Origin of the sequence: Streptomyces mobaraensis NBRC 13819 = DSM 40847 (assembly GCF_017916255.1) — a bacterium.
Classification (GTDB): Bacteria; Actinomycetota; Actinomycetes; order Streptomycetales; family Streptomycetaceae; genus Streptomyces; species Streptomyces mobaraensis.
In genome coordinates this window covers 2,903,017-2,921,588 of record NZ_CP072827.1, presented here as the reverse complement: position 1 = coordinate 2,921,588, position 18,572 = coordinate 2,903,017, and the positions used below count along the sequence as shown (strand labels likewise).

At 67.8% G+C, this 18,572-nt stretch carries 12 protein-coding genes and 3 rRNA genes; 12 read left to right on the top strand and 3 right to left on the bottom strand.

The features are described 5' to 3' along the window. The first annotated feature begins 1 nt into the window (after position 1). The 4 genes from J7W19_RS12265 (at position 2) to rrf (ending at position 6,322) form a co-directional block, all read left to right on the top strand. Complete coding sequence (locus tag J7W19_RS12265) at positions 2–616, top strand: hypothetical protein (RefSeq protein WP_004953440.1); 615 nt, start codon at positions 2–4, stop codon at positions 614–616. Positions 617–1,202: 586 nt separating this feature from the next. After that, positions 1,203–2,728, top strand: a 16S ribosomal RNA gene (locus J7W19_RS12260). Positions 2,729–3,003: 275 nt separating this feature from the next. Then, positions 3,004–6,129: ribosomal RNA gene (locus J7W19_RS12255) — 23S ribosomal RNA — on the top strand. 76 nt (positions 6,130–6,205) lie between these two features. Beyond that, a 5S ribosomal RNA gene (gene rrf / locus J7W19_RS12250) occupies positions 6,206–6,322 on the top strand. The 16S, 23S and 5S rRNA genes sit together here, the layout of an rRNA operon. 186 nt (positions 6,323–6,508) lie before the next feature. Here rrf and J7W19_RS12245 read toward each other — a convergent pair. Next, complete coding sequence (locus J7W19_RS12245) at positions 6,509–7,402, bottom strand: glycerophosphoryl diester phosphodiesterase membrane domain-containing protein (protein ID WP_233478097.1); 894 nt, start codon at positions 7,400–7,402, stop codon at positions 6,509–6,511. Positions 7,403–7,788: 386 nt separating this feature from the next. Here J7W19_RS12245 and mtnA point away from each other — a divergent pair, with 386 nt between their 5' ends. The 8 genes from mtnA to J7W19_RS12205 all read left to right on the top strand — a co-directional run bounded on the left by mtnA (position 7,789) and on the right by J7W19_RS12205 (position 16,641). Continuing rightward, positions 7,789–8,946 (top strand): S-methyl-5-thioribose-1-phosphate isomerase, encoded by a 1,158-nt coding sequence (gene mtnA, locus J7W19_RS12240; protein ID WP_040890370.1) that lies wholly within the window; start codon positions 7,789–7,791, stop codon positions 8,944–8,946. Beyond that, on the top strand, positions 8,943–9,620 hold the full coding sequence (gene mtrA, locus J7W19_RS12235; RefSeq protein WP_004946863.1) for a two-component system response regulator MtrA: 678 nt from the start codon (positions 8,943–8,945) through the stop codon (positions 9,618–9,620). The genes mtnA and mtrA overlap by 4 nt, the downstream gene beginning before the upstream one ends. A 1-nt stretch (position 9,621) precedes the next feature. Continuing rightward, positions 9,622–11,610 carry an MtrAB system histidine kinase MtrB gene (mtrB, locus tag J7W19_RS12230; RefSeq protein ID WP_004946866.1) on the top strand — a complete coding sequence of 663 codons (1,989 nt, stop codon included), beginning with the start codon at positions 9,622–9,624 and terminating at the stop codon, positions 11,608–11,610. Further along, positions 11,607–13,421, top strand: coding sequence for an LpqB family beta-propeller domain-containing protein (locus tag J7W19_RS12225; protein ID WP_004946869.1), 1,815 nt, complete (start codon positions 11,607–11,609; stop codon positions 13,419–13,421). The genes mtrB and J7W19_RS12225 overlap by 4 nt, the downstream gene beginning before the upstream one ends. 173 nt (positions 13,422–13,594) lie before the next feature. Further along, complete coding sequence (locus J7W19_RS12220) at positions 13,595–14,362, top strand: ComF family protein (RefSeq protein WP_004946873.1); 768 nt, start codon at positions 13,595–13,597, stop codon at positions 14,360–14,362. 423 nt (positions 14,363–14,785) lie between these two features. Then, the gene (gene hpf / locus J7W19_RS12215) at positions 14,786–15,472 is read left to right on the top strand and encodes a ribosome hibernation-promoting factor, HPF/YfiA family (protein ID WP_004946875.1); all 687 of its coding nucleotides are present in this window, start codon (positions 14,786–14,788) and stop codon (positions 15,470–15,472) included. A 282-nt stretch (positions 15,473–15,754) separates the two neighbouring features. Next, the gene (locus J7W19_RS12210; protein WP_086025246.1) at positions 15,755–16,486 is read left to right on the top strand and encodes a response regulator; all 732 of its coding nucleotides are present in this window, start codon (positions 15,755–15,757) and stop codon (positions 16,484–16,486) included. An 80-nt stretch (positions 16,487–16,566) separates the two neighbouring features. Beyond that, on the top strand, positions 16,567–16,641 hold the full coding sequence (locus J7W19_RS12205; protein WP_078588072.1) for a LuxR C-terminal-related transcriptional regulator: 75 nt from the start codon (positions 16,567–16,569) through the stop codon (positions 16,639–16,641). A gap of 24 nt (positions 16,642–16,665) precedes the next feature. On the opposite strand, the gene J7W19_RS12200 is transcribed toward J7W19_RS12205, so the two are convergent. Then, positions 16,666–17,889: a winged helix-turn-helix domain-containing protein gene (locus J7W19_RS12200; protein ID WP_004946881.1), complete on the bottom strand. Its 1,224-nt coding sequence runs from the start codon at positions 17,887–17,889 to the stop codon at positions 16,666–16,668. Positions 17,890–17,929: 40 nt separating this feature from the next. Continuing rightward, positions 17,930–18,535 carry a GNAT family N-acetyltransferase gene (locus J7W19_RS12195; RefSeq protein WP_004946883.1) on the bottom strand — a complete coding sequence of 202 codons (606 nt, stop codon included), beginning with the start codon at positions 18,533–18,535 and terminating at the stop codon, positions 17,930–17,932. Positions 18,536–18,572: the final 37 nt, after the last annotated feature.

Below are 18,572 nucleotides of genomic sequence, written 5' to 3'. Positions count from 1 at the left end.
CATGCCCCGCGGCCGCTACTCGCTCCACGATCCGCACGACCACACCCCCCTAGGTGAGGAACGCTTCCAGTGCGCCACCGGCCCGTCCGGCTGGCGCTATGTCTCCACGACCACACACGCGTCCGGCGCACCGGCCGGCTCGGTCGACCTGGCGATCGACGCGCTGGGCCGGCCCATCCGCCTTCAGCTCCGGTCCGCCGACTGGCAGGTGCGGGCGGCGGCACTCGACGGCGTGACCTGGGTCCGCACGGACCCCTCCGGCGAACACGCGACGGAGGGCAACGTCCGGGCCCACGCCTTCACCGGGGTTTCCCCCGCCTTCCACGTGGCCCTCGCCCGGCTGCTCCGTCTCACCCCCGGTGGCCCCCCGGCCCGCGTCCGCCTGGTCTCCTTCACCGCCCCCGTGCTCGCGCCCCTCACCGTCGACGAGTCGTGGTCCCTGGTCAGCAGGACACCACACCCCACTGACAACGGGACCCTGGACGTGGACGAGTACCAGGTCAGCGCCCTCGACACAGGCGAGCGCCACACGGTCCACCTGGCCGGCGACGTCGTCCTGTCGGCTCCGGGCATCGAGCTGGAGGACCTGGAGAGCCCACCGTCGGTGTTCGACTGAGGCGGAGGGCTGGTAGGGTTTCCTTCTGCCCCACAGACCTGTTGACACGGGTGGGTGGGGGAGGTAGATTCGAACGGTTGGGACGACTGGACCTGGTCGCCGTCAACGGTTAGCATCTACATCGCTTCGAGTCGTGAGCGTCGCTCACATTGATTGCGAAGCTCCTCGACTCCTCAGAAGGAAGCGAATCGGCCGTGTAATCGGCCCGCTGAAAATCTGATAAAGTCGGAATCGCCGGAAAGCGAAAGCGAGAAGGCGAAACCCCGCTCCAACAGGGGGCCGGAAACGGAATTCGAACCGGAAACGGAACGGAAAACGGATCTGGTAAGGTTGGAAACACCGAAGGGAAGCGCCCGGAGGAAAGCCTGAGAGAGTCTCTCGGGTGAGTACGAAGGAAGCGTCCGTTCCTTGAGAACTCAACAGCGTGCCAAAAGTCAACGCCAGACTATAAAACAACCCCGTCCACGGATCCTTGTGGTCCTGGATGAGGTTCCTTTGAAAAACACAGCGAGGACGCTGTGAACGACCGGGCTTATTCCGCCTGGTCGTTCCGCTCTCGTGGTGTCGCCCCGATTACGGGGAAACATTCACGGAGAGTTTGATCCTGGCTCAGGACGAACGCTGGCGGCGTGCTTAACACATGCAAGTCGAACGATGAACCTCCTTCGGGAGGGGATTAGTGGCGAACGGGTGAGTAACACGTGGGCAATCTGCCCTGCACTCTGGGACAAGCCCTGGAAACGGGGTCTAATACCGGATATGACTGCTGAGCGCATGCTCGGTGGTGGAAAGCTCCGGCGGTGCAGGATGAGCCCGCGGCCTATCAGCTTGTTGGTGGGGTGATGGCCTACCAAGGCGACGACGGGTAGCCGGCCTGAGAGGGCGACCGGCCACACTGGGACTGAGACACGGCCCAGACTCCTACGGGAGGCAGCAGTGGGGAATATTGCACAATGGGCGAAAGCCTGATGCAGCGACGCCGCGTGAGGGATGACGGCCTTCGGGTTGTAAACCTCTTTCAGCAGGGAAGAAGCGAAAGTGACGGTACCTGCAGAAGAAGCGCCGGCTAACTACGTGCCAGCAGCCGCGGTAATACGTAGGGCGCAAGCGTTGTCCGGAATTATTGGGCGTAAAGAGCTCGTAGGCGGCTTGTCGCGTCGGATGTGAAAGCCCGGGGCTTAACCCCGGGTCTGCATTCGATACGGGCAGGCTAGAGTTCGGTAGGGGAGATCGGAATTCCTGGTGTAGCGGTGAAATGCGCAGATATCAGGAGGAACACCGGTGGCGAAGGCGGATCTCTGGGCCGATACTGACGCTGAGGAGCGAAAGCGTGGGGAGCGAACAGGATTAGATACCCTGGTAGTCCACGCCGTAAACGTTGGGAACTAGGTGTGGGCGACATTCCACGTCGTCCGTGCCGCAGCTAACGCATTAAGTTCCCCGCCTGGGGAGTACGGCCGCAAGGCTAAAACTCAAAGGAATTGACGGGGGCCCGCACAAGCAGCGGAGCATGTGGCTTAATTCGACGCAACGCGAAGAACCTTACCAAGGCTTGACATACACCGGAAACATCCAGAGATGGGTGCCCCCTTGTGGTCGGTGTACAGGTGGTGCATGGCTGTCGTCAGCTCGTGTCGTGAGATGTTGGGTTAAGTCCCGCAACGAGCGCAACCCTTGTTCTGTGTTGCCAGCATGCCTTTCGGGGTGATGGGGACTCACAGGAGACTGCCGGGGTCAACTCGGAGGAAGGTGGGGACGACGTCAAGTCATCATGCCCCTTATGTCTTGGGCTGCACACGTGCTACAATGGCCGGTACAATGAGCTGCGATACCGCGAGGTGGAGCGAATCTCAAAAAGCCGGTCTCAGTTCGGATTGGGGTCTGCAACTCGACCCCATGAAGTTGGAGTTGCTAGTAATCGCAGATCAGCATTGCTGCGGTGAATACGTTCCCGGGCCTTGTACACACCGCCCGTCACGTCACGAAAGTCGGTAACACCCGAAGCCGGTGGCCCAACCCTTGTGGAGGGAGCCGTCGAAGGTGGGACTGGCGATTGGGACGAAGTCGTAACAAGGTAGCCGTACCGGAAGGTGCGGCTGGATCACCTCCTTTCTAAGGAGCACATAGCCGACTACGAGCGAATGTCTCGTACGGTTGCTCATGGGTGGAACGTTGACTATTCGGCACGATCGGTGAGGGATCGCTAGTACTGCTTCGGCGTGGAACGTGATCGTGAGCTGGTCGGGTCGGGCACGCTGTTGGGTGTCTGAGGGTACGGACTTATGGTCTGTTCCTTCTGCCGGCCCCGGTAAAGGTCCGCCTGTTGGTGGGTTGTGACGGGTGGCTGGTCGTTGTTTGAGAACTGCACAGTGGACGCGAGCATCTGTGGCCAAGTTTTTAAGGGCGCACGGTGGATGCCTTGGCACCAGGAACCGATGAAGGACGTGGGAGGCCGCGATAGGCCCCGGGGAGCTGTCAACCGAGCTGTGATCCGGGGGTGTCCGAATGGGGAAACCCGGCAGTCGTCATGGGCTGTCACCCGCTGCTGAACACATAGGCAGTGTGGAGGGAACGCGGGGAAGTGAAACATCTCAGTACCCGCAGGAAGAGAAAACAACCGTGATTCCGGGAGTAGTGGCGAGCGAAACCGGATGAGGCCAAACCGTTTGCGTGTGATACCCGGCAGGGGTTGCGCATGCGGGGTTGTGGGATCTCTCTTTCACAGTCTGCCGGCTGTGAGGCGAGTCAGAAACCGTAGTGATAGGCGAAGGACATGCGAAAGGTCCGGCGTAGAGGGTAAGACCCCCGTAGCTGAAATCATTGCGGCTCGTTTGAGAGACACCCAAGTAGCACGGGGCCCGAGAAATCCCGTGTGAATCTGGCGGGACCACCCGCTAAGCCTAAATATTCCCTGGTGACCGATAGCGGATAGTACCGTGAGGGAATGGTGAAAAGTACCGCGGGAGCGGAGTGAAATAGTACCTGAAACCGTGTGCCTACAAGCCGTGGGAGCGTCGCACAGGGAGCTTGCTTCTTGTGTCGTGACTGCGTGCCTTTTGAAGAATGAGCCTGCGAGTTTGCGGTGTGTTGCGAGGTTAACCCGTGTGGGGAAGCCGTAGCGAAAGCGAGTCCGAATAGGGCGATTTTAGTAGCGCGCCCAAGACCCGAAGCGGAGTGATCTAGCCATGGGCAGGTTGAAGCGGAGGTAAGACTTCGTGGAGGACCGAACCCACCAGGGTTGAAAACCTGGGGGATGACCTGTGGTTAGGGGTGAAAGGCCAATCAAACTCCGTGATAGCTGGTTCTCCCCGAAATGCATTTAGGTGCAGCGTCGTGTGTTTCTTGCCGGAGGTAGAGCACTGGATAGGCGATGGGCCCTACCGGGTTACTGACCTTAGCCAAACTCCGAATGCCGGTAAGTGAGAGCGCGGCAGTGAGACTGTGGGGGATAAGCTCCATGGTCGAGAGGGAAACAGCCCAGAGCATCGACTAAGGCCCCTAAGCGTACGCTAAGTGGGAAAGGATGTGGAGTCGCAGAGACAACCAGGAGGTTGGCTTAGAAGCAGCCACCCTTGAAAGAGTGCGTAATAGCTCACTGGTCAAGTGATTCCGCGCCGACAATGTAGCGGGGCTCAAGCGTACCGCCGAAGTCGTGTCATTGCAGTACATACCTCTAACGGGGACTGTGATGGGTAGGGGAGCGTCGTGTGCCGGGTGAAGCAGCCGCGGAAGCGAGTTGTGGACGGTTCACGAGTGAGAATGCAGGCATGAGTAGCGATACACACGTGGGAAACGTGTGCGCCGATTGACTAAGGGTTCCTGGGTCAAGCTGATCTGCCCAGGGTAAGTCGGGACCTAAGGCGAGGCCGACAGGCGTAGTCGATGGACAACCGGTTGATATTCCGGTACCCGCTTTGAAACGCCCAATATCGAATCAGGCGATGCTAAGTCCGTGAAGCCGCCCTGAGCTCTTCGGAGCGTAGGGGAGTGGTGGAGCCGACGATCCAGACTTGTAGTAGGTAAGCGATGGGGTGACGCAGGAAGGTAGTCCAGCCCGGGCGGTGGTTGTCCCGGGGTAAGGGTGTAGGCCGTGTGGTAGGCAAATCCGTCACACGTTAAGGCTGAGACCTGATGCCGAGCCGATTGTGGTGAAGTGGATGATCCTATGCTGTCGAGAAAAGCCTCTAGCGAGTTTCATGGCGGCCCGTACCCTAAACCGACTCAGGTGGTCAGGTAGAGAATACCGAGGCGTTCGGGTGAACTATGGTTAAGGAACTCGGCAAAATGCCCCCGTAACTTCGGGAGAAGGGGGGCCATGTCCGGTGATGGAACGTGCTTCCTGAGCTGGGTGTGGCCGCAGAGACCAGCGAGAAGCGACTGTTTACTAAAAACACAGGTCCGTGCGAAGCCGTAAGGCGATGTATACGGACTGACGCCTGCCCGGTGCTGGAACGTTAAGGGGACCGGTTAGCTCTGTTTCGACAGGGCGAAGCTGAGAACTTAAGCGCCAGTAAACGGCGGTGGTAACTATAACCATCCTAAGGTAGCGAAATTCCTTGTCGGGTAAGTTCCGACCTGCACGAATGGCGTAACGACTTCTCGACTGTCTCAACCATAGGCCCGGTGAAATTGCACTACGAGTAAAGATGCTCGTTTCGCGCAGCAGGACGGAAAGACCCCGGGACCTTTACTATAGCTTGATATTGGTGTTCGGTTCGGCTTGTGTAGGATAGGTGGGAGACTGTGAAGCATGCACGCCAGTGTGTGTGGAGTCGTCGTTGAAATACCACTCTGGTCGTGCTGGATGTCTAACCTGGGTCCGTGATCCGGATCAGGGACAGTGTCTGGTGGGTAGTTTAACTGGGGCGGTTGCCTCCTAAAGGGTAACGGAGGCGCCCAAAGGTTCCCTCAGCCTGGTTGGCAATCAGGTGTTGAGTGTAAGTGCACAAGGGAGCTTGACTGTGAGACCGACGGGTCGAGCAGGGACGAAAGTCGGGACTAGTGATCCGGCGGTGGCTTGTGGAAGCGCCGTCGCTCAACGGATAAAAGGTACCCCGGGGATAACAGGCTGATCTTCCCCAAGAGTCCATATCGACGGGATGGTTTGGCACCTCGATGTCGGCTCGTCGCATCCTGGGGCTGGAGTCGGTCCCAAGGGTTGGGCTGTTCGCCCATTAAAGCGGTACGCGAGCTGGGTTTAGAACGTCGTGAGACAGTTCGGTCCCTATCCGCTGTGCGCGTAGGAGTCTTGAGAAGGGCTGTCCCTAGTACGAGAGGACCGGGACGGACGAACCTCTGGTGTGCCAGTTGTTCTGCCAAGGGCATGGCTGGTTGGCTACGTTCGGGAGGGATAACCGCTGAAAGCATCTAAGCGGGAAGCCTGCTTCGAGATGAGGACTCCCACCCACTTGATGGGGTAAGGCTCCCAGTAGACGACTGGGTTGATAGGCCAGGTGTGGAAGACCGGTAACGGTTGGAGCTGACTGGTACTAATAGGCCGAGGGCTTGTCCTCAGTTGCTCGCGTCCACTGTGTTGGTTCTGAAACCACGAACAACCAATATGCCGGTTGTTGATATGTTTCATAGTGTTTCGGTGGTCATAGCGTTAGGGAAACGCCCGGTTACATTCCGAACCCGGAAGCTAAGCCTTTCAGCGCCGATGGTACTGCATGGGGGACCGTGTGGGAGAGTAGGACGCCGCCGAACTAAAATTACAAGTAAGCCCTGGTAGGGAGCATCGCTCCCTGCCAGGGCTTACTTGCGTTTACGCGACTTGTATTTCCCATCCGCACATCCCCTCCGCCCTCAGGATCCTCCCTGCCCTGGATCCTCCCTGCCCCCGAGGGCGCTTTCGCGCCCCCGGGCGGCCGACATGCGGTGGAGAGAGGTGGGTCAGCCGGAGTTCGTCGCGCGGATGAGTTCCACGTCCAGCGACTCGCGGCGAATCCGCTGGTCCGTATAAAGCAACGCTGTTACTCCGGCCATAAACGGCAGGGCGACCGTTGAACTGATGACGGCTCCGACACCATTAATGATCAGGGCCGGCCAGGTGGTGGACGTGTCGGAATCAAGATCACCAGTAGCGATCAATTCGATGACGCTGACCGGAATCTGCACGACCATGGCGATCGCGGATATGACCAGCACAGTGACCATCTGCGCTCCGAGAATGCGCCACCAAACTCCCCGGACCAGCTTCGCGCTCCGCCGCATGGACTCGATCACGCCCTGCTTTTCCAGCATCAGGGCCGGCGCCGCGAGAGAGTAGCGGATCCAGAGCCACGTCATGGCGACCAGTCCGGCCAGCGAGCCCACCAGGGCGAGGGCGATGCCGGCGGATTCCGCTCCGGCGGCGAAAAGGAGCAGGCCGGGGGCCGTTCCCACGGCAAGTGCACCGAAGAGCAGCAGCGGGATCAGGCACAGCAGCCCTGCCATGCGCGCCAGTTGAGGGCGGGCGTCGCGCCATGCCTCCGCCGCGCTGACGGGGCGTCCGAGAACGGCGCGGCTGACCACGACCGTCAGGATCGACGAGGCGAGGATCGACCCGACCAGGCCGGCCGCCGTGGTGAGTCCCAGGGCCGCGAGGCCGTCCTTCAAAAGGTCCAGCGCCTCACGGGCACTGATGTCGTCGCGCGCGTCGTCCAGGGCCGGGCTGTCCTTCAGCCACAGGCCGGTCACCACCGGTGTCACGGCCTGCGTGACCAGGGCGATGCCGAAGGAGACCGGCAGCACCGTCCGCCAGTACCGGGACAGGGTCCGGAACGAACCCTGGAGGATCTCGCCCAAGCCGAGCGGGCGCAGCGGGACCACACCGGGCTGTGGCGCGTTGGGGAAAGGTGCCCAGGGCCGTTGGCCCCAGCCCGGGCCGTTCTGCCGGTCAGGAGGCGGCGGGGGGCCGGGAGGGCCGGGCGGTAGGGGTCCGGGCGAGTTCCGGCCCGGAGAGTCGTTCATGGTCTGTCGCTCCTTCTGGGCCCGCGTGCCGGTGCGGCGTCCGAGCCGTACCCGGACATCGTGTCACGGGGGCGTCGGGGCGCTCCGAGCCCGCGCAGGCGCTTTGGCGGAGGGGCGTACGGCGGGTCTTTCGGGACCCCCGTCGGCGCCCCCGGCCTCATAAGGGGGAGAGAAGCGAGAGGACCTTCAATAGTCACCCCGGGACGGGGCAGACTGGGTGAATGGCCGATCAGTACGCGCGACCTTCGGATGCCGCTGCTCTTTCCGCCGTCTCGCCCCTCCGCTGGGAGGAACCACCGGAAGGGCCCGTGATCGTCCTCCTGGACCAGCGGCGCCTGCCCGCCGAGGAAGTGGAGCTGGTCTGTACGGATGTGCCGGCCCTCGTCGACGCCATCCAGACGCTCGCGGTCCGTGGGGCCCCGTTGCTGGGTGTGGCGGGTGCGTACGGTGTGGCGCTGGCGGCGGTGCGCGGGTTCGATGTGGAGGAGGCCGCCGAGATGCTGGCCCGGGCCCGTCCCACCGCGGTCAACCTCGCGTACGGCGTCGCCAGGGTGCGCGACGCCCATCGGGCGGCGGTCCGGAAGGGCGGGGGCGACGGGCGGGCCGCCGCCGCGGCGGCGCTCGCGGAGGCGCGGGCGGTGCACCGGGAGGACGCGGAGGCCAGTGCCCGGATGGCCGAGCACGGGGTGGCGCTCCTCGAGGAGCTGCTGCCGGGCGGTGGCTACCGCATCCTGACCCACTGCAACACCGGAGCGCTGGTCTCCGGCGGCCAGGGGACGGCGTTCGCCGTCGCCGGGGCCCTGCACGGCGCCGGGCGGCTGCGGCGGCTCTGGGTGGACGAGACGCGTCCGCTGCTCCAGGGCGCGCGGCTGACCGCGTACGAGGCGGCGCGCGCCGGGATGGCGTACACGGTGCTGACGGACAGCGCCGCCGGCTCGCTGTTCGCCGCCGGGGAGGTGGACGCCGTCCTCGTGGGCGCGGACCGGATCGCGGCGGACGGTTCGGTGGCCAACAAGGTGGGCAGCTATCCGCTCGCCGTGCTGGCCCGGTACCACCACATCCCGTTCGTGGTGGTGGCGCCGAGCACGACGGTGGATCTCGGCTCGGAAGGCGGCGCGGATATCGAAGTGGAGCAGCGGCCCGGCCACGAGGTCACCGAAATCCCCGTCCCGCCGCAGGCGGCGGGTGCGGGAACGGGTGCGGGAGTGCCGGTGGCGCCGCTGGGAGCGCAGGCGTACAACCCTGCGTTCGACATCACACCGCCCGAGTTGATGACCGCGATTGTCACGGAAAACGGGGTTGTTTCCCCCGTGACGAAGGCCGGTCTGGCGGAGCTGTGTGACAGGTCACGATCGGGTAATGGGATGATGTCGATATGAAGGGACGCGTCCTTGTCGTCGACGACGACACCGCACTGGCCGAGATGCTCGGAATTGTGCTTCGTGGTGAGGGTTTCGAGCCGTCGTTCGTAGCCGACGGTGACAAGGCACTCGCCGCTTTTCGCGAGGCCAAACCCGATCTTGTTTTGCTTGATCTGATGCTGCCCGGCCGGGACGGTATCGAGGTGTGCCGGCTGATCCGTGCCGAGTCCGGCGTGCCGATCGTCATGCTGACGGCGAAGAGCGACACCGTCGATGTGGTGGTCGGTCTGGAGTCCGGGGCGGACGACTACATCGTCAAGCCGTTCAAGCCGAAGGAGCTGGTGGCCCGGATCAGGGCCCGGCTGCGGAGATCGGAGGAGCCGGCTCCCGAGCAGCTGACCATCGGCGACCTCGTCATCGACGTGGCGGGCCACTCCGTGAAGCGGGACGGACAGGCGATCGCGCTGACGCCGCTGGAGTTCGACCTGCTGGTGGCGCTGGCCCGGAAGCCGTGGCAGGTGTTCACGCGCGAGGTGCTCCTGGAGCAGGTGTGGGGCTACCGGCACGCGGCCGACACCCGGCTGGTCAATGTGCACGTGCAGCGACTGCGCTCGAAGGTCGAGAAGGACCCGGAGCGCCCGGAGATCGTGGTGACCGTGCGGGGCGTCGGCTACAAGGCCGGGCCGAGCTGACATGACGGACGGCGGTGCCGCTCCGGAGCGGGGCGCGGGGCGGCCCGCCGAGGTGGCGGGCGGGGTATCTCTCTTCCGGCGGCTCTGGCGGGCCGGCCGGCTGCTTCCCGACGGGGCGGCGACCGCGCCCGTCCATCCGGTGCTGCGCCTCTACGCGCGCTGGGTGCGCCGGCCGCTGCTGCCGGTGATGCGGCTGTGGCTGCGGAACATCCAGTTGCGGGTGGTCGCCACCACGCTGCTGATGTCCCTGGGTGTGGTGCTTCTGCTGGGCATCGTGGTGATCGGCCAGGTGCGCAACGGTCTGCTGGAGGCCAAGCGGAACGCGGCGCAGAGCCAGGCCGAGGGCGGCTTCAAGGCCGCCAGGGACGCCGCCGACGCCGGGGCGACCGGTGCGGACGGGCGGGCCCAGGACACGCCGCAGACGGGCGGCAGGTCCCCGGACCCCGGCGCCTGGCTCACCGGTCTCGTCCAGCAGCTCGCCAGTGGTGGCCAGGGTGTCTACTACGTCGTCGCGCTGAGCGACGGCGGTTCCGACGGGGCGCACGTGGGGACGCGCGGACCGCGGGCCTCCGGGGACATCGATCCCGAGCGCAGCGTGCCGCAGGAGTTGCGCAAGCGGCTGGAGAAGCAGGGGGCCTTCGAGGAGCCCACGTCGATCCGGCGCAGCGGTTCCGACGAGGGGGAGCCCGCGCTCGTCGTCGGCAAGCGTCTCTACGACATCAGCGGTAAGCCGTATCAGCTGTATTACCTCTTCCCGTTTACGCAGGAGGAGAAGTCGCTGAGCCTGGTGAAGGGGACGCTGGCGACCGCCGGGGTGTTCCTGGTGGTCCTGCTGGGGGCCATCGCGTGGCTGGTGGTGCGGCAGATCGTCACGCCGGTGCGGATGGCGGCCAGCATCTCGGAGCGGCTGGCGGCCGGGGTGCTCCAGGAGCGGATGAAGGTCACGGGTGAGGACGACATCGCGCGGCTGGGCGAGTCGTTCAACAAGATGGCGCAGAACCTCCAGGTGAAGATTCAGCAGCTGGAGGAGCTGTCGCGGATGCAGAGACGGTTCGTCTCCGATGTGTCGCACGAGTTGCGGACGCCGCTGACGACCGTGCGGATGGCCGCCGAGGTCATCCACGAGGCGAGGGACACCTTCGACCCGGTCACGGCCCGTTCGGCGGAGCTCCTCTTCGGACAGCTCGACCGGTTCGAGTCGCTGCTCGCGGACCTGCTGGAGATCAGCCGGTTCGACGCGGGCGCCGCGGCCCTGGAGGCCGAGCCGATCGATCTGCGGGACGTCGTCAACCGCGTGATCGAGGGCGCGCTGCCGTTGGCGGAGCGGAAGGGCAGCCGGCTGCTCGTCGAGGGCGGCGAACGGCCGGTGATCGCGGAGGCGGACGCCCGGCGGGTGGAGCGCGTGCTGCGGAACCTCGTCGTCAACGCGGTGGAGCACGGTGAGGGACGGGACGTGGTGGTCCGGCTGGCGATGGCCGGCGGGGCGGTCGCGGTGGCCGTCCGGGACTACGGCGTCGGGCTCAAACCGGGCGAGGCCACCCGGGTGTTCAACCGGTTCTGGCGTGCCGACCCGGCGCGGGCCCGGACGACCGGCGGGACGGGTCTCGGGCTGTCCATCGCGGTGGAGGACGCGCGGCTGCACGGCGGCTGGCTGCAGGCGTGGGGCGAGCCGGGCGGCGGCTCGCAGTTCCGGTTGACGTTGCCTTGTACGGCGGGGGAGCCGCTGCGCGGTTCGCCGATCCCGCTGGAGCCCGCGGACTCGCGCCGCAACCGCGGGGTGAACGAGGCCGGGGTGCCGTTGGCGGTGGCCGGCCGCGGGGCGCCCGTACCGCCGCAGACGCGGCAGACGCCGACCGTGGACCCGACCGCGCTGCCGGGCAGCGGGGCGCGGGTGGTGGCGCGGCCGGGCGGGACGGCGGGGGACGGTTCGATGGGCGGTGTCCAAGGCGTCCAAGGTGTCCAGGGCGTACAGGAGCGGAGGCGGTCGTGAGCGGGCGGAGGAACCGGTGGCGCGCGGCGCTGCCCGCGGTCGCGGCCGTCGCCGGGCTGCTGCTGGCCGGCTGCGCGTCGATGCCGGACAGCGGCGAGGTGCATGCCGTGGACTCCTCGCAGCGCGCGGACGCCGACTCGCAGGTGCGGGTGTACGGCGTGCCGCCGCGCAAGGGCGAGCAGCCGACGGACCTGGTGCAGGGCTTCCTGGAGGCCACGACCAGCGATGACCCCGACTACGCGACCGCACGGATGTATCTGACGAAGTCGATCAAGCGGCAGTGGGATCCGGCCGCGTCGACGACGGTGCTCGCGGAGATGCCGCAGGTGCAGGTGATGCCCGGGGGCCGCGACCGGGACCCGGGCGCGGTGCCCTCGCGGCGGGTCAAGCTGACCGGCAAGCAGGTCGCTCGGGTGGACGACAAGCACGCGTACAAGCCCGACGCGCGGGCGTACGAGCAGTCGGTGCACCTGACGTACGAGGACGGCGAGTGGCGCATCGACGCGCTGCCTCCCGGGCTGGTGGTCGGCGTGCCCGACTTCCAGCGCATCTACCGGTCGGTCAACAAGTACTACTTCGCCGAGTTGGGGCCGGGGGCGACCGGCAAGGGGCGGGACGTGCTCGTCGCCGACCCGGTGTACCTGCGCAAGCGCATAGACACGGTGACGTCCGCGGTGAAGGCGCTGCTCGACGGGCCGACGACGTGGCTGGACCCGGTCGCGGCGACGGCGTTTCCGCCGAAGACGCGGCTGACGGACGAGCGGCTGTCGATGGACGACGCCAACAACCTCAAGGTGCGTCTCGACGGCAAGGCGGCCGGGGTCGGGGAGCGGCAGTGCCAGCGGATGGCGGCGCAGTTGTTCTACACCGCGCAGGAGTCGGCGCGGGTGGAGAGCGTGACGCTGCAGAGCGGTGACGAGACGCTGTGCTCGCTGAAGCGGGAGCGGGCCCGGAAGTTCGGCCCCGATCAGACGGCGGGGCAGTCGCAGCGGCAGTACTTCCTCGACAACCGGCGTCGTGTGGTCGAGTTGGCCGACGGCGAGGACGAGGCGCGGCGGGTGGCCGGGCCGTTCGGTGCGGACGGGCCGCGGTTGGGGTCGGTGGCGGTGGACCGGGAGGAGCATCTGGCCGCCGTGGTGAGCGCCAACGGCCAGTCGCTGTTCGTCGCGGGCCTGGAGTTCGGGACGCAGCCGGGCGAGGCGCGGCTGACGTCGCACGGTGGTGCCAAGGCCGGGCTGACCACGCCCAGCTGGGACGGTCTGGGCGATCTGTGGGTGGCCGATCAGGACCCTGAGCACCCGCGGCTGCTGCGGCTGCCCGGGGGCAGGGGCGCGCCGGAGGAGGTGCCGGTGACAGGGCTCGACGGCGGCCGGATCACCGGGGTCCGGATAGCGGCGGACGGGGTGCGGATCGCCCTGGTGGTGACCAAGGGGGACCGTTCCGGGCTGTGGCTGGGGCGGGTGGAGCGGCAGGGCCGTGACGGGCGGCCGGGGCTGTCGGTGGATGGTCTGCGGTCGGTGGCGCCGAACTTCGTGCGGGTGGACGCCGTCTCCTGGGCCGGCGGGAGTCGGCTGCTGGTCGCGGGGAACGAGCAGGGCGGCTTGCAGCAGGTGGAGTTCATCGAGACGGACGGCTCGCTGTCCGGTGTCTCGGCGTTGCCGGGCATCACCGGTGTCGGTGGTGTGGCCGCTCCGGAGGGGCAGGGGACGGCGCTGCTCGCGGAGCGGGACGGGGACATCGTGCGGCTGCTGCCGGACACCAACTGGAAGCCGGTGGCGAAGGACGGGGCGGCGCCGGTCTATCCGGGGTAGGCGTCCTCGCCCTCCCTTTCCTTTTTTGCCTGCTTTCGACTGCGCTGGTTGACGCCCGGGTGGGTTGAGAGGTTGAGAGGCGGTGTCGGGCGGCCGTCCACAGGATGGCGTGCCCATGTCCGGAGTTGTCCACAGGGGTGGCGGGTCCGGTCTCCTGGCGGGAGAGTGGGACCGTGCGGGGGTGGTGGCAGGAGATCGCCGGGCTGGTGTTCCCGGCCGACTGCTCGGGATGCGGGGCGGCGCGCCGTGTCCTGTGCGAGGAGTGCCGGGAGGAACTGTCCGCGCGCTCGGCGCGGCGGGCGTGGCCGGATCCGGTGCCGGCCGGGTTGCCGCCGGTGTACGCCGCGGCCTGGTACGCGGACGCGGTGCGCTCGGTGCTGCTCGCGCACAAGGAGCGGGGAGCGCTGGCGCTGGCGGAGGCCCTGGGTGGCGCGCTGGCGGACGCGGTGTACCGGGCCGGTACGGGTGGCGCGGGCCGGGGCGCGCGGGGCCTGGGAGGGCCCCTGCTGCTCGTCCCGGTGCCTTCCGCGCGGCGTGCCGTGGCGCGGCGGGGGCACGATCCGGTGCGCCGGCTGGCCATGGCCGCGGCCGGAGTGCTGCGGCGGTCCGGCGCCGAGGTACGGGTGGCGCCCGTACTGCGGCAGCGCCGGGCGGTGGCCGACCAGGTGGGGCTGGACGGACGGGCGCGGCGGGCCAATGTGGCCGGTGCGCTGGCCGTGCCGACGGGTGCGGCGCGGCTGTGGGCCGGGGGTGCGGCGGTGGTGCTGGTCGACGATCTGATGACGACGGGGGCGTCGCTGGCCGAGGCGGCGCGGGCGGTGGGTGAGGTGGGCGGCCGGGTGGCCGGCGCGGCGGTGGTCGCGGTGCCGCCGCGGGAGGCCGGGAGGGGGAGCCCGGGGAGAGCCGGGAGACCGGGGAGACCCTCGGCGCGGCCGTGGTGACGGCTGGGATGCGTGGGGGACGAAGGTGTTCTCGGGGGAGTGAGAGGCGTCGGTGGGGGACAGACGTCAACCAGGCGCGGAGGCCCGCCGGGCCGCAAGCGGAACTCGCGGGTAAGCCCCGTCGTTCCACATGGAAACGGGTGGAGAACACCTGAATGGAGGTACGGCGGGGTAAGGGGTACCGACGGGCCTCCCCGCGAGATATGTTCGGTTGTGAGGAATGGCGAAAGCTATGACTCATATCTCCGAATGGCGCGTTTTGCGCGCCTTCGAAGAAGCTGGAACCGGGTGGGACGCAGGTCTTGCCGCCGGGGGAGGAGGAGGTGGAACCGCCGTGTCGGTGGCTCCGGTCAGCTCCGGGGCCTGATGCAAGAGGGATGCGCTCCGCACCTTCGGCGGGGCGATCCGGGAACGGAGTTCTGCGTGGACATCGTCGTCAAGGGCCGCAAGACAGAGGTGCCCGAGCGCTTTCGCAAGCACGTGGCCGAGAAGCTGAAGGTCGACAAGATCCAGAAGCTCGACGGCAAGGTGATCAGCCTCGACGTGGAGGTGTCCAAGGAGCCCAACCCCAGGCAGGCGGACCGTTCGGACCGTGTTGAGATCACCCTGCGCGGTCGCGGACCGGTGATCCGGGCGGAGGCCGCCGCGACGGATCCCTACGCCGCGCTGGACCTGGCCACGGCCAAGCTGGAAGCGCGGCTGCGCAAGCAGCACGACAAGCGTCTCGACCGCCGGGGCAACGGACGCATCCCGGCGAGCGGGGTCGGAGTGGCCGTCGACGGCGCCGCGCGCCTCGACGACAGCGGCCGACTGGCCACGGAGACCGCGAACGAAGTGCCGGTGACCCGCATGGGGCCGCTGGAGATCCGGGGCGAGGGCCCCGTCGTGGTCCGCGAGAAGACCCACACCGCCGCTCCGATGACGCTCGACCAGGCGCTCTACGAAATGGAGTTGGTCGGCCACGACTTCTACCTGTTCGTCGACTCCGACACCAAGATGCCCAGTGTCGTCTACCGGCGGCACGCCTACGACTACGGCGTCATCCACCTCAACGCCGATCCCTTCGCCGAGGTGGAGCCCGGCGGCGCGGGCGGAGCGCTCGGCGGCTGACGCCGGGCCGCGGCGCGGCGCCGGCCGCACGTGATCGCGACACGCCACGCCGGCCGCCGGACCGCGGATCCATCCGAGGCGGCGCCCCGGAGCCCGGGAGGGCTTCCGGGGCTCCGTCGTGCGTCCCGCGCCCGGCCGCGGCGGCAGCGCGGTCCGGCCCGGCATGGAATCATGGGCGGGCGGCAACGGCTGGTCCGGCGGGACCGGTTGGGGTGCGCACCGTGCAACCGCGAGGGGCCATGGCCTTCAGGGGGAGGAACAATGGCGGACAGGTTCGGATCCGTGACCGGCGCCGGCGAGGACGACGTCGAGGGCGCCCGCACGGACCCGGTCGCGGGGGCGGCCCCGAGGAGCGAGCCGATCCGGGTCCTGGTCGTCGACGACCACGCGCTCTTCCGCCGCGGGCTGGAGATCGTGCTGGCGCACGAGGAGGACATCCTCGTCGTGGGTGAGGCGGGCGACGGGGCCGAGGCCGTGGACAAGGCCGCCGACCTGCTGCCGGACATCGTGCTGATGGACGTCCGGATGCCGCGGCGGGGCGGGATCGAGGCGTGCACCTCCATCAAGGAGGTGGCCCCCAGTGCCAAGATCATCATGCTGACGATCAGCGACGAGGAGGCCGACCTCTACGACGCGATCAAGGCGGGCGCCACCGGCTACCTGCTCAAGGAGATCTCCACCGACGAGGTCGCCACCGCGATCCGGGCGGTCGCCGACGGACAGTCGCAGATCAGCCCCTCCATGGCGTCCAAGCTCCTCACCGAGTTCAAGTCCATGATCCAGCGCACCGACGAGCGCCGGCTGGTGCCCGCGCCCCGGCTGACCGACCGGGAGCTGGAAGTGCTCAAGCTGGTGGCCACGGGCATGAACAACCGTGATATCGCCAAGGAGTTGTTCATCAGCGAGAACACGGTGAAGAACCATGTCCGCAACATCCTGGAGAAGTTGCAGTTGCACTCCAGGATGGAGGCGGTGGTGTACGCGATGCGGGAGAAGATTCTGGAGATCCGCTGAGGACTGCGTGCCGGGGGCCGTGGGGCGGCTGGGGGTCCGGGGGTTATCCCCCGGAGTGATGCGGTACCGGCGAGAACACGGTGGAGAACCACGTGCGCAACGTCCTGGAGAAGTTGCAGTTGCACTCCAGGATGGAGGCGGTGGTGTTCGGCTGATCCGGCCGCCGTTCCCCCGGCCGGTCAGGCCGTGAGTGCGGTCCGCAGGGCCTCCCCCAGTCGTGTGTCGTCGCAGCGCTCCACGCGTACGTCGTCGCAGCCGACCCACTCGGCCGCCTCGTGCAGTGCGCGGGCCATCGGGGCCACCGCTCCGGTCCCGGCGAGTGAGACCTGGCGGGCCACGAGCGTCCGTCCGTCCCGGGCCGGGTCCACCCGGCCCACCAGTCGGCCGCCCGCCAGCAGGGGCATCGCGAAGTAGCCGTGCACGCGCTTGGCCTTGGGGACGTACGCCTCCAGGCGGTGTGTGAAGCCGAAGATCCGCTCCGTGCGGGGCCGGTCCCAGATCAGCGAGTCGAAGGGGGACAGCAGCGTCGTACGGTGCCGCTGCCCCCGGGCCGTCGACTCCGCCTCCAGCGCCGCCGGGTCGGCCCAGGCGGGCGCGGCCCACCCGGCCACGTCCACCGGGACCAGGCCGGAGCCCTCCAGCGCCGCGTCCACCTGGTCGGCCTTGAGCCGGTGGTAGTCCGCCAGGTCCGCCCGGGTGGCCACCCCCATGGCCGCTCCGGCCTGGGCGACCAGCCGCCGTATGCACGCCGCGTCGTCCAGGTCGTCGTGGAAGAGGGCGTCCGGCACCGCGCGTTCCGCCAGGTCGTACACCCGCTTCCAGCCGCGCCGTTCGGTGCAGACCACCTCCCCGGTGTCGAGCAGCCACTCGACGGCGATCTTCGTCTCGGACCAGTCCCACCAGGGGCCGCCCTTCTTGGCGCCGCCCAACTCGGTGGCCGTCAGCGGCCCGTCGGCCTTGAGCCGGTCGCGGACGGCCGCGCACGAGCCGTCCGGGTCCTTCATCACATGCCAGCGGTGGCCGCGCGCCCGGAAGGCCCGGCGCCGGAACGCGAAGAGCGGCCACTCCTCGATCGGCAGGACGCACGCCGCGTGCGACCAGTACTCGAAGCCGTGCGGCGGCTCCGCCGTGCCGCCGGCCGGCCGCGGCGTCCAGTAGGCGGACTCCACCGCGTCCCGGCCCACGGCGCCCAGCCGGGCGTAGGGGACCAGCTCGTGCGAGCGGGCCAGCACCGAGATGGTGTCCAACTGGACGGCGCCCAGCCGCCGCAGCACCCCGCGCACCCCGGCCCGCCGGTCCGGCGCGCCGAGCAGGCCCTGGGCGCGCAGCGCGATGCGGCGCGCCTCGTCGGCGGAGAGACTGATGTCGGCCCTACGGCCCTTCGCGGTGGCGGCAGTTGTCATGCGATCACCCTAGGCCGTGGCACTGACAACGCCCCCGCGGTCAGTCTCCGGCCGCCCGGTCCCGTCCGGGGTACGGCAGGTAGGGCGTTCCGGACGGCAGGCCCAGGTCCGAGGGGAGCAGGGTGCCCGTCCAGGCGTCGCGGCGCGTGCCGTTGTGCGGGATCAGGGCGCGGACCGTGCCGTCCATCCGGAAGCCGACCTTCGACGCGACCGCCCGGGAGCCCTCGTTCCCGGCCTCGGCGATCCACTCCAGCCGTTCGGCGCCGAGGTCCCGGAACGCCCACCGGACGACCTCGCGGGCCGCCTCGACGGTGTATCCGCGGCCGCGCCGCTCCTTGGCGGTCCAATAACCGATCTCGGCCTGCCGTTCGGGGGCGGCCAGTTTGAGCTGTATCAGGGACATCGAGCCGACGAGCCGGCCGTCGTCCCGGGTGAAGACCCCGAACGTGTACGCGGTGTCGTCGCGCCAGCCCGCCGGACAGCGGTCCTCGACGAAGGCCCGGGCGTCCTCGAGCGTGTAGGGGGAGGGCACCGGGGTGTAGCGCGGGATGGCGGGGTCCTGGCAGGCGGCGTGCACGGCCGGGATGTCGTCCGGGGTGAAGGGGCGCAGGAGCAGGCGCTCGGTGGTGAGGGATGTGGGTTCCATGATCCGAGAGTGTGGTGGGTGGGCGCCGCCGCGTCGC

Bases quoted from the DNA above. Each gene is read 5' to 3' on its own strand.
- J7W19_RS12265 (WP_004953440.1), top strand. From the start codon at position 2: ATGCCCCGCGGCCGCTACTCGCTCCACGATCCGCACGACCACACCCCC.
- mtnA (WP_040890370.1), top strand. From the start codon at position 7,789: ATGGCCGATCAGTACGCGCGACCTTCGGATGCCGCTGCTCTTTCCGCC.
- mtrA (WP_004946863.1), top strand. From the start codon at position 8,943: ATGAAGGGACGCGTCCTTGTCGTCGACGACGACACCGCACTGGCCGAG.
- mtrB (WP_004946866.1), top strand. From the start codon at position 9,622: ATGACGGACGGCGGTGCCGCTCCGGAGCGGGGCGCGGGGCGGCCCGCC.
- J7W19_RS12200 (WP_004946881.1), bottom strand. From the start codon at position 17,889: ATGACAACTGCCGCCACCGCGAAGGGCCGTAGGGCCGACATCAGTCTC.
- J7W19_RS12195 (WP_004946883.1), bottom strand. From the start codon at position 18,535: ATGGAACCCACATCCCTCACCACCGAGCGCCTGCTCCTGCGCCCCTTC.